We start from the raw sequence: 10,926 nt of genomic DNA, 5'->3' as shown, positions 1-10,926 counted from the left end.
AATGTTACCGGCTATTGGACGCTCGATTGAGTGTTAAATACCGTTATTTGATATTTTGGATCCGGATTTTACAAGCCCATTCAGCAGGCCTAAATGCCATGGGGAAGTTCATGGATGGGGGGAGACAGGTGAATATTCTTTAATGCTTCACAAGAGTTAAACGTTAACTTGATATAGGGTAAGTATCAATTTGCGCCGTCGTTAGTATTAAACAAGCCAGATATTCATTGTTAAGGTGAGGTGATAATCAAGAGGAAGAACCAATGAACTTTACAGGTAAAACAGCGGTTGTAACGGGCGCTGGTCGAGGGTTGGGTTTTATTTATGCCCAAGAGTTGGCGAAATTGGGCGCCAATGTGGTGATCAGTGATGTTGGCTCGGATAACCTGGGTGCGGGGACCGATGCCTCGATTGCCATGGACGCTGCGCGAACGCTTCAGTCCAAGGGGTTTAGCGTGGTTGGCCACCATGGCGACCTTTCCACGGAGCAGGGTTGCCAGCAGTTGGTAGAGACGGCCATCAAGGCGTTTGGGCAACTCGATATCCTGATTCACAACGCCGGTTGGGTGGGTTATCAATCTATTGAAGATGCGGATGCAACTTTCATTGGGCGAGCGGTGGATATCAATATCTATACGCCTGTGTGGTTATGCAAGCATGCCTGGAAACACCTCAAAAAATCTGCTGCTGCGCGGGTGGTGCTGACTTCATCGGATCGGGCGATGTACCAGCAATATGCACAACCCGGCCTGACGGCGTATGCCGCAGGTAAAATGGCGCAACTGGGTATTATGAATGCACTGAGTATGGAAGGTGCAGAGGCGGGCATCCTGGTCAATGCGGTATCGCCGGTGGCCAAGACCCGTATGTGGGGCGTGAAGGGCGAGCCGGAAAACCTCAAGCCCGAATGGGTAGCCCCTGGCGTGATCTTCTTGGCGTCGCAGCAATGCCAGGACACCGGCTATATCCTGCGCGCCAGCAATGGCCAATTTACGGCCACACGGTTTGCCGAGAACCCGGGTGTCGACTATCCCGTCGATCTCGCCCGGATCAGCGCAGTCAGCGCCGAGCAAGTTGCTCAACAGTGGGACCACATCAAGGAGTGCTGAAAATGTCTGCTCAGGAAGAGCTACGTCTTTTTGCATCGTGCCAGGCCGACCTGGGCGAAAGCCCGGTCTGGGACGAAGCCCAAAACAGTTTGTTATTCGTGGATATCAGTGGCGGGCAGATCAATGCCCTGGATCAACAGGCCAACCTCACGCGACTGTATGAGTCGCCTTCGCGGATCGGTGCGTTGGCGTTGACCCAGAAGGGCAATCTGATTTTTGCCCAGAATGCCGGGGTTGCTATCCTCGACCGCACCAGCCTGCGGGTTATCCATAACTCCAAACTGGCCATCACCCTCTCGTCCTATCGTTTCAACGATGGTGCTTGCGACCCCCAAGGGCGTTTTGTCACCGGCTTGATGGATGAAGGGCACAGTCGAAGCACCGGCAAGCTCTATCGCTACGATGCCGGCTTGAATGCCTCGGTGATGCTGGATCACATCAGTCTGCCCAACGGCCTGGCCTGGTCGATCGACGGCACCGAGCTTTTTTTTGTCGACTCAGTGGCCTGTACCATTTACCGCGCCCGTTACCCGGCCAACGGCAGTTACCTGGAACAAGTGGCAGTGTTTGCCCAGACACCTGCCGAACTGGGCCGCCCGGACGGCCTTGCGCTGGACACGGAGGGCGGCCTTTGGGTCTGCCAGTTCAACGGCGGCTGCCTGCTCAGGTACGACCGTAACGGCGTCTTGACCCAGACCTTGCCAGTGCCAGTACCGCGCCCCACAAGTTGCTGCTTTGGCGGGCCGGACATGCGTACCTTGTTCATTACCACCGCCAAGTTCGGCATGTCGGCCGCCGAGCAGGCGGACTTCCCGGAAGCGGGAAATATTTACAGTATCCGGTTGCCTGTCCCCGGTGTTCCTCGCCACCGTTTCAAAGAACTGTGAGCCCAGTGGCATCAAGGGCGTGGCAGGCCTGTAGGAATCAGTGAGTAATCGGTCAGTGTCATGACCTTCTCTTGAATCTCCCCCACCATCGCGCCGTGCTCTGCGGCGCTTTTTGCCTTGATGGCCGACCATTCCTGGTCGGCCATTAATTTTTCCCATCCCTGGCGCATCACGTTGGCATCCGGCCACTTGATCAGATAGACAAATTCGGTGCGCTGGTCGGTCTTGGTTTCCCACAAGGCAATGATGTCGAACCCATAGCGAGTCATGATCCGCATGGCGTGATCGCGGAATCGCTCATGAAATGCGGCTTTGTTGGTCTCGAAAATCTCGTAGATACGCAATTGATAGACGGCGTCTTGTTTCTTGGCCGGCACGGTTGTTTCCACCGGGCTGGCGTGGGCAGTCAGTGAGGGCATGAACAGGCCTGCGAATGTCATGAGGTGGAAAGCCAATAGCGTGGTTTTAAGTCCCGCCATGATTGATCCTGCCGCAAGAATGAGGGAGGGGCCGCTGATGCGGGCGATGCATGGATATTTGGGGAGCGGGAAGGCTTTGTATAATATTTTTTGCCTGACCGTTTGAGACGCGGCAGGTCTCAATGGATGCGCAAATCGATCGTCATTCACTGGGCTTACAAGGAAACGGTTGTGAACCGTAGAAAGCAAAAAACCCGCACTAGGCGGGTTTCTTGGGTGCTTTCAGGTGTGCTTGGCATCACCTGAAAACGAAAGGTGGTGCCCAGAGACGGAATCGAACCGCCGACACGGGGATTTTCAATCCCCTGCTCTACCGACTGAGCTATCTGGGCAACGGGGCGCATTAAACGGGTTTTTCAGGGGGTCGTCAAGCAAGTTTTCAAAAAATATTTAATTATTACCGTCGCTTACGTGCCGACCCCGGTTTTTGATCAATTATTGAGCAGGCGGCACGTAGCCGTCAGCCTTGGCGTAATCCTCGCCGGAAAAGTACTTGTCCATCTCGCCTTGAAGATATTTGCGATCTTCGGCGTTCATCATGTTCAGGCGTTTTTCGTTGATCAGCAGGGTCTGGTGCTTCTGCCAGTCGGCCCAGGCCTGGGCGGAGACATGGTCGAAAATGTCCTGACCCTTGGCACCCGGGAACGGGGCGCGCTCCAGGGCAGGCAGTTCTTTGTGGTATTTGCGGCACATGATGGTGCGGGTCATGACGAAACTCCTGCGTTCAATACATCGGCCGCGCGCTTCAGCAGTTTTTTTACCGGGGCGGCAAGGCCCAGGCGCGGCGGGGTGGCGAGGTTATACCAGAGCCAGTCGGCCTCGGCCACGTGATGGGCCGATTCCTCGACCCGGACCAGCCAGGGTTCGATAGCCAACTGGAAATGGCTGAAGGTGTGGACCAGCCCAGGCAGCGCCTGCTGCTTGCCCAGCGCCAGTGAGTGCTGGTTGGCCAGGTGTTCCAGGTCATTCAGGTCGTCCAGTTCCGGCAAGCTCCACAACCCGCCCCACAGGCCCGTAGACGGGCGACGGTAAAGCAGGATCGCGCCCTCATGGTTGGCCAGCAAGGGCATCAGCGTGCGCTTTTGCGGGATGGTCTTGCGTGGCTTGGGGATCGGGTAGCGGGTCTCCAGGCCCAGCATGTGCGCTTCACAGCCCTTTTCCAGCGGGCACAGCAGGCAGCTGGGCTTGCTGCGGGTGCAGAGGGTGGCGCCCATGTCCATCATCGCCTGGGTGTAGGCGTTGACGCGATCGTGCGGGGTAAAGCGCTCTGCGGTGGCCCACAGCTGCTTGGCGACCTTGGGCTCGCCCGGATAGCCTTCCTGGGCGGTAAAGCGCGCCAGTACGCGCTTGACGTTGCCGTCGAGGATCGGCGCGCGCAGGCCCATGCTCAGGCTGGCGATGGCGCCAGCGGTGGACAGGCCGATACCGGGCAGCTCGGTGAGCTTCTCGACGTCGCGGGGAAACTCGCCGCCGTGCTCGGCGACGACGATCTTTGCGGTCTTCTGCAGGTTGCGTGCGCGGGTGTAATAGCCCAGCCCGGTCCACAGGTGCAGCACTTCATCTTCCGGTGCGGCCGCCAGGGCTTCGACCGTTGGCAGCGAGGCCATGAAGCGGTCGAAGTAGTTGAGCACGGTGCTGACCTGGGTCTGTTGCAGCATGATTTCCGAGACCCACACCCGATAGGGGGTGATGCCCTGCTGCCAGGGCAGGTCATGGCGACCGTGCTGGTCGTACCACTCCAGTACGGCCGCTGAAAATTGCTCGTTCCTCATCGGTTGAACAAACCTTTGAGGGCGTCTTTGAGCTTGGGATTGACCTTGTCGAGCTTCTCTTCAATCTTCTCGCTGAGCTTGTTGCCCGCCATCTTGGCCGCCACCTGGCCCAGGCCGTCCTTGTCCAGGCGGCAGGCCTTGGCGCCCAGCTCCAGCGGGCCACGGCAGCGCAGCGGGACTTCGATGCCGCGGAAGTTCGAGCCTACCTGGCAGGCCGGGTCCGGCATGTCACGCTTGTCGCCTTCGACGATGATGCCTACGCGGTAGTCCATGCCCAGCACGCGCAGGTCGATGTCGCCATTGCCGTTGACGGTCAGGCCGGGGATCCGCACTTTCAGGTCCGGGTTGCTGGCGACGCCGTTACGCAAGGTCAGGTTGCCCTTGAGCTCCTGGAACGGTGTGTCCTTGCCACGCGGCTCGCTGGCCAGGGTCTTGCGATTGAGCAGGGCGATGCCGGTACACAGCTGTTGTTCAATGTTGGCGTTGAGCAGCACGCCATTGTTGATCACAAAGCTGGCGCTGCCGTTGAGGCTGTCGATCAGCGCCTTCTGGCTGTTGCCGCGTCCCGTCAGGTTGCTGTCTAGGGTGAGCTGGCCCTTGACTGGTGGGGTTTTGCCCTGGGCCTGGAGGATGCGTTCGACCGGCACTTGCTTGATTTTGGTCTGCAGTGCCAGTACGGGCACATCTTCGCGGGCGTCAAGGTTGCCGTTGGCCTGGAACGTGCCGTTGTAGAGGCCACCGCTCAAGGTGTCGAGCTTGAGCTGACCACCCTGGCCGGAGGCTTTGAGGGTGGCGTTCTCGATGGGTAACTGGCCGAGGGTCAGTTGGCCGAAGGACAGGTCGGCAATCACATCCAGCGTGCGCAGGCGTGCCAGTGGCAGCAGTTTGTCGGTGCTCCAGGCGCCTTTGGTCGGTGCGTCCGGCAGCGGTGTGGTACCACCGGCGGCCATGGCCCCGGCTTCGCTGCTCTGCACTTCGGCCTGGCGTGCGACGGCGGCGCTGTTGGCCGCCTCGGACTTGGCCGGCAGGTAGTTATCGGCGTTGAACGTGTCGGCCTTGAGCTGGACGCGCAGGGATTGCTTGGCAAAGTCTTCAACGGCCAGGCGCCCGGTAAAGGTACTGCCGTCGAGTTTCAGGTTCAGGTCTTCCAGCGCGATGCTCGAAGGCGTGCCTTGCAGGCGGCTGACCAGTTCGACCTTGCTCAGGCTGCCGGGGGCCATGGCCGGCAGTGGCTGGCCGACGCTGTCGAGGAACTTGGCCAGGTCAAACTGGGCAATCGACAGGGCGCCGCTGACCTGTGGGGTTTTATCCAGGTCGTTGACCTTCAGTTCGCCCAGCGCCCGCAGTTGGTTGAGCGAGAGCTTGAGGCTGGTCCACTCGGCAATGTTCGCCGACAGGTCCACCAGCAACTGGCCCTGGGTGGCAAACGTCACGGTCTTGCCTTGCAGCGGCTCGCCCGTGGCTTCGCCGGCGATTTTCATGTCTTCGAACTGATAGCGCTTGAGGGCGCGGTCAAAGCGCAGCTCGCCGTTGAGTTCGCTCTTGACCCGCATGACCGGCTGGTTGCTGCCGAAGAACGCGGTGAGCTTGACCGGAATGCTCGCGCCTTCATGCACGGCACCGGTGCTCAGTTGGATGCTTTCGGCGCTGAATTGCTTGCCGGTCTGCTCGTCGTTGTACTCGATACGAGCGTTGTTGACCGTCAGGCTGTCGATATCCAGGCGGATCGGCTGGGCCGCTTTCTCCGGCGCTGGCGCCGTGGTTGGTGCTGGCGTCGCGGGCACCTCGGCGGTGCCTGTGGCCGCAACGGCCGGCGCCTTGCCGATATCTTCCCAGTTGCCATGGCCGTGCTTGTCACGGGTCAGGCGCAGGTTCAGGCCCTCGACGCGCACATCGCTCATCTGCACTTCGCGGCGCAGCAATGGCAGCACGCGTACCGACAGGCCAAGCATCTGCAGGTCGGCGAATGGTTGGGCAGGATTGCTCAGGGTGGCCACGCTGGCTTCATGCAGCTCCAGGCCCAGCCACGGGAACAGGCTCCAGCCGATATCGCCATTGAGCGTCAGCTCGATGTGGGCCTTGTCGCGGGCAATCTGGCGAATCTCGTCTTTATAGTCGTTGGGATCGAAGAGGTGGGTCAGGGCAAAGCCCAGGGCCACAATGATCAGCAACAGCCCGAGAAGTACCAGACCCAGGATTTTGCCGAACGCTTTCATGGGCGAGTCCTTGTATGTCGATTTTAAAATTTAGCCGCTGAGTATAACGCCGCGAGGCCGGTGGCTGTTTACGCATCGTTACATCGTGTCAAACAAAACAGATGAGCCGAAAAAGGTAGTGTCAGTTTGGTTTTTCTGTCACCGGCAAATGCTAATCTCTGCGCGTTCGCCCACCTTCTGCGACTAAACGTCGCGCTTACAGGGAGCTTTACTCAACAGAACGGCCACGCCTCGCGTGCAAAGGCCGAGGAGGAGAGCGCCTGGCGAACACAGACTAATAACTGGGGGAAACACCAATGAGCACTAGCACTGCGGCCGGATCTACCGCCGCGCAGCCTGCGTTCCTGTCCAAGGAACGCATCATCGCCAAGCCCGGGTTCAACCGCTGGCTGGTTCCGCCGGCCGCCCTGGCCATCCACTTGTGCATCGGCATGGCCTACGGTTTCTCGGTGTTCTGGCTGCCGCTGTCCAAGGCGCTGGGCGTCACTGCGCCGGTCGCTTGCGCACCGGACATGAGCTTTATCGCGCAGATTTTCTCGTCGTCCTGCGACTGGCCGATCTCCATGCTGGGCTGGATCTACACTCTGTTCTTTATCTTCCTGGGCTGCTCGGCGGCGATCTGGGGCGGCTGGCTGGAACATGCCGGGCCGCGCAAGGCGGGCGTTGTGTCGGCCTTGTGCTGGTGTGGTGGCCTGCTGATCTCGGCGCTGGGGATTTATACCCACCAGATCTGGCTGATGTGGCTCGGCTCTGGGGTGATTGGCGGTATCGGCCTGGGCCTGGGCTATATCTCGCCGGTCTCGACCCTGATCAAGTGGTTCCCGGACAAGCGCGGCATGGCCACGGGCATGGCGATCATGGGCTTTGGTGGTGGTGCGATGGTCGGCGCCCCCCTTGCAGCGGCACTGATGGGCCACTTCGCTTCGCCGACCGGCGTGGGCGTATGGCAGAGCTTTTTGGTCATGGCCGCGATCTACTTCGTGTTCATGATCGGTGGCGCCTTGTCCTACCGCGTGCCGCCGACCGGCTGGAAGCCTGAGGGCTGGACCGCGCCGGCGAAAAAAGCCAGCAACGCGATGATCACCCACCGTCACGTCCATGTGAACGTGGCCTGGAAAACCCCGCAATTTCGCCTGGTGTGGCTGGTGTTGTGCCTGAACGTGTCGGCCGGTATCGGCATTCTCGGCATGGCGTCGCCGTTGTTGCAGGAAGTGTTTGGCGGCAAGTTGCTGGGTGTCGATGTGCCATTTGGCCAACTGGATGCCGGGCAACTGGCCTCTATCGCGGCCATCGCGGCGGGTTTCACTGGCCTGTTGAGCCTGTTCAACATTGGCGGGCGGTTCTTCTGGGCGTCGTTTTCCGACTACCTGGGCCGTAAAAATACCTACTTCGTGTTCTTCGCCCTGGGTTTTGCCCTGTATGCGCTGATCCCGAACCTCGGCCACCTGGGCAACGTCTCGCTGTTCGTGGCGGCGTTCTGCATCATCCTGTCGATGTACGGCGGCGGTTTCGCGACCGTGCCGGCCTACCTGGCGGACCTGTTCGGTACGCAAATGGTCGGCGCGATCCATGGTCGCCTGCTCACCGCCTGGGCTGCGGCTGGCGTGCTGGGCCCGGTGTTGGTGAACTACTTGCGTGAATATCAGTTGAGCATCGGCGTCGAACGCGCCGCAGCCTATGACATCACCTTGTACATCCTCGCCGGCCTGCTGGTGCTGGGCTTTATCTGCAACCTGCTGGTGCGTCCGGTGGCCGACAAGTACTTCATGACCGACGCTGAACTGGCGGCCGAACAGGCGCTGGGCCATGACAAGGGGGCTGATGCCAGCACTTCCCTGGAGTGGAAAGCCGCTTCCGGCACCGTGCCATTGGCCATTGCTGCGTGGCTGGTGGTGGGTATTCCGCTGGCGTGGGGCGTGTGGGTGACCTTGCAGAAGACGGCAGTGTTGTTCCACTAACACCGCTGTAGGCATGTGGGCCCGGTTCCTGTGGGAGCCGGGCTTGCCCGCGATAGAACCAGCTCGGTGTATCTGTAGTACTCAGGCGTCTGCATCGCAGGCAAGCCAGCTCCCACACTTGTACTGACATGTCTATCCCCGACACGCGGTCAGTCTTATCCCCTCCGATGTTTCTGTTTAGCGCCCGCAGCCCCTATAATGGCCACTTTTTTCGCCCAATGATTTTGCGGAGTTGGTGATGGCCGAACGTAAGGCGTCCGTCGAGCGCGACACTCTGGAAACCCAGATCAAAGCCTCGATCAACCTGGATGGCACCGGAAAGGCCCGATTTGATATCGGTGTCCCTTTTCTTGAGCACATGCTGGATCAAATCGCCCGTCATGGGCTGATCGACCTGGATATCGTCAGCAAGGGCGACCTGCATATCGACGACCACCACACCGTGGAGGATGTCGGTATCACCCTCGGCCAGGCGTTTGCCAAGGCCATCGGCGACAAAAAAGGCATCCGCCGTTATGGCCACGCCTATGTCCCGCTGGACGAGGCGCTGTCGCGGGTGGTCATCGACTTCTCCGGCCGCCCAGGCCTGCAGATGCACGTGCCGTACACCCGCGCCACCGTGGGCGGCTTCGATGTGGACCTGTTCCAGGAGTTTTTCCAGGGCTTCGTCAACCATGCGCTGGTCAGCCTGCATATCGACAACCTGCGTGGCACCAACACCCACCACCAGATCGAAACCGTGTTCAAGGCTTTCGGCCGCGCCCTGCGCATGGCTGTGGAGCTCGATGACCGCATGGCCGGGCAAATGCCTTCGACCAAGGGCGTTCTGTAATGCAGACGGTCGCGGTTATCGACTATGGCATGGGCAACCTGCATTCGGTGGCCAAGGCCCTCGAGCACGTGGGTGCCGGCAAAGTGCTGATCACCAGCGATGCCAAGGTGATTCGCGAAGCCGACCGGGTGGTGTTTCCCGGCGTGGGCGCGATTCGTGACTGCATGGCTGAAATTCGCCGCCTGGGCTTTGACAGCCTGGTGCGCGAAGTCAGCCAGGACCGGCCGTTCCTCGGGATCTGCGTGGGCATGCAAGCCTTGCTCGATCGCAGTGAAGAAAACGGCGGCGTCGACTGCATCGGGCTGTTCCCGGGGGACGTGAAGTTCTTCGGCAAGGACCTGCACGAAGACGGCGAGCACCTGAAAGTCCCACACATGGGCTGGAACGAAGTGCGCCGCACCGTCGACCACCCGCTGTGGCATGACATCCCGGACATGGCGCGTTTCTACTTCGTGCACAGCTACTACATCGCCGCCGGTAACCCGCGCCAGGTGGTGGGTGGCGGGCACTACGGCGTCGATTTCGCCGCGGCGCTGGCCGAAGGCTCGCGCTTTGCCGTGCAGTTCCATCCGGAGAAGAGCCATACCCATGGCCTGCAATTGCTGCAGAACTTCGCCAGCTGGAACGGGCGCTGGTAATGGCCAAGAAGATCAAGCCGCCGATCCTCAATCTCACTCCCCAGCAGGAGAGTGAGGCGACCGACAAGATCAAGCGTTTCATGGAAGACCGCTTCGAGCTCAGGCTCGGGTCGTTCGAGGTGGCTGAGATCCTCGAACTGTTTACCACTGAAATTGCTCCGCACTATTACAACAGGGCGATTTTCGATGTGCAGACGCACCTTAAAGAAAGGTTCGAGAGCATCGAAAGCGACCTGTGGGCGCTTGAGAAACCCTGATTTTTCAAGCAATGCTGAATATCGAATAAGGTTTGCCAGATGCTGATTATCCCCGCTATCGATCTCAAGGACGGCGCTTGCGTACGCCTGCGCCAGGGCCGCATGGAAGATTCCACGGTGTTCTCCGATGACCCGGTGAGCATGGCTGCCAAGTGGGTGGAGGGTGGCTGCCGCCGCCTGCATCTGGTGGACTTGAACGGCGCCTTCGAAGGCCAGCCGGTCAATGGCGAAGTGGTTACGGCCATCGCCAAGCGCTACCCGAACCTGCCGATCCAGATCGGCGGTGGCATCCGTTCCCTGGAAACCATCGAGCACTACGTCAAGGCGGGCGTGAGCTACGTGATCATCGGCACCAAGGCCGTGAAAGACCCGGCCTTCGTCGCCGAGGCCTGCCGCGCGTTCCCGGGCAAGGTGATCGTGGGGCTGGATGCGAAAGATGGTTTTGTCGCCACCGACGGCTGGGCTGAAATCAGCACCGTGCAGGTGATTGACTTGGCCAAGCAGTTCGAAGCCGACGGCGTGTCCGCCATCGTTTATACCGATATCGCCAAAGACGGCATGATGCAGGGCTGCAACGTACCCTTCACCGCCGCACTGGCCGCCGCGACCAAGATCCCGGTGATCGCTTCCGGCGGTATCCACAACCTGGGCGACATCAAGTCGCTGCTGGACGCCAAGGCTCCAGGGATCATCGGCGCGATCACCGGCCGTGCGATCTATGAAGGTACCCTGGACGTCGCCGAGGCCCAGGCCTACTGCGATGCCTACAACGGCTGAG

11 protein-coding genes and 1 tRNA gene are annotated in these 10,926 nt (G+C 60.0%); 7 read left to right on the top strand and 5 right to left on the bottom strand.

Annotated features, from left to right (window positions below):
• The first annotated feature begins 263 nt into the window (after positions 1-263).
• Together H097_RS21380 and H097_RS21375 are read left to right on the top strand one after the other, a co-directional pair.
• Positions 264-1,109, top strand: a complete 846-nt coding sequence (locus H097_RS21380; protein WP_032862300.1) for an SDR family oxidoreductase — start codon at positions 264-266, stop codon at positions 1,107-1,109.
• 2 nt (positions 1,110-1,111) lie between these two features.
• A complete protein-coding gene (locus H097_RS21375) occupies positions 1,112-1,996 on the top strand; it encodes an SMP-30/gluconolactonase/LRE family protein (protein WP_032862299.1) in 885 nt (294 codons plus the stop codon).
• Between the two features lie 11 nt (positions 1,997-2,007).
• On the opposite strand, the gene H097_RS21370 is transcribed toward H097_RS21375, so the two are convergent.
• The 5 genes from H097_RS21370 to H097_RS21350 all read right to left on the bottom strand — a co-directional run bounded on the left by H097_RS21370 (position 2,008) and on the right by H097_RS21350 (position 6,463).
• Complete coding sequence (locus H097_RS21370) at positions 2,008-2,625, bottom strand: NIPSNAP family protein (protein ID WP_241495440.1); 618 nt, start codon at positions 2,623-2,625, stop codon at positions 2,008-2,010.
• Between the two features lie 106 nt (positions 2,626-2,731).
• A tRNA-Phe gene (locus H097_RS21365) sits at positions 2,732-2,807 on the bottom strand.
• Between the two features lie 103 nt (positions 2,808-2,910).
• Complete coding sequence (locus H097_RS21360; RefSeq protein WP_032862296.1) at positions 2,911-3,183, bottom strand: oxidative damage protection protein; 273 nt, start codon at positions 3,181-3,183, stop codon at positions 2,911-2,913.
• The gene (mutY, locus tag H097_RS21355) at positions 3,180-4,247 is read right to left on the bottom strand and encodes an A/G-specific adenine glycosylase (protein ID WP_032862295.1); all 1,068 of its coding nucleotides are present in this window, start codon (positions 4,245-4,247) and stop codon (positions 3,180-3,182) included. Before mutY ends, H097_RS21360 begins: the two co-directional genes overlap by 4 nt.
• On the bottom strand, positions 4,244-6,463 hold the full coding sequence (locus tag H097_RS21350; RefSeq protein WP_032862294.1) for an AsmA family protein: 2,220 nt from the start codon (positions 6,461-6,463) through the stop codon (positions 4,244-4,246). Before H097_RS21350 ends, mutY begins: the two co-directional genes overlap by 4 nt.
• A gap of 296 nt (positions 6,464-6,759) precedes the next feature.
• Between H097_RS21350 and H097_RS21345 the strand changes: the two genes are divergently transcribed.
• The 5 genes from H097_RS21345 (at position 6,760) to hisA (ending at position 10,925) form a co-directional block, all read left to right on the top strand.
• A complete protein-coding gene (locus H097_RS21345; protein WP_032862292.1) occupies positions 6,760-8,421 on the top strand; it encodes an OFA family MFS transporter in 1,662 nt (553 codons plus the stop codon).
• 238 nt (positions 8,422-8,659) lie between these two features.
• Complete coding sequence (gene hisB, locus H097_RS21340) at positions 8,660-9,253, top strand: imidazoleglycerol-phosphate dehydratase HisB (RefSeq protein WP_003218037.1); 594 nt, start codon at positions 8,660-8,662, stop codon at positions 9,251-9,253.
• Positions 9,253-9,891 carry an imidazole glycerol phosphate synthase subunit HisH gene (hisH, locus tag H097_RS21335; protein WP_032862291.1) on the top strand — a complete coding sequence of 213 codons (639 nt, stop codon included), beginning with the start codon at positions 9,253-9,255 and terminating at the stop codon, positions 9,889-9,891. The genes hisB and hisH overlap by 1 nt, the downstream gene beginning before the upstream one ends.
• Positions 9,891-10,148: a DUF2164 domain-containing protein gene (locus tag H097_RS21330; RefSeq protein ID WP_029295898.1), complete on the top strand. Its 258-nt coding sequence runs from the start codon at positions 9,891-9,893 to the stop codon at positions 10,146-10,148. The genes hisH and H097_RS21330 overlap by 1 nt, the downstream gene beginning before the upstream one ends.
• A 39-nt stretch (positions 10,149-10,187) precedes the next feature.
• Positions 10,188-10,925: a 1-(5-phosphoribosyl)-5-[(5-phosphoribosylamino)methylideneamino]imidazole-4-carboxamide isomerase gene (gene hisA, locus H097_RS21325; RefSeq protein WP_003187784.1), complete on the top strand. Its 738-nt coding sequence runs from the start codon at positions 10,188-10,190 to the stop codon at positions 10,923-10,925.
• Position 10,926: the final 1 nt, after the last annotated feature.

Source organism: Pseudomonas sp. FH4, from assembly GCF_000510915.2.
GTDB lineage: Bacteria > Pseudomonadota > Gammaproteobacteria > Pseudomonadales > Pseudomonadaceae > Aquipseudomonas > Aquipseudomonas brenneri.
This window is presented reverse-complemented; position numbering and strand designations above follow the sequence as displayed.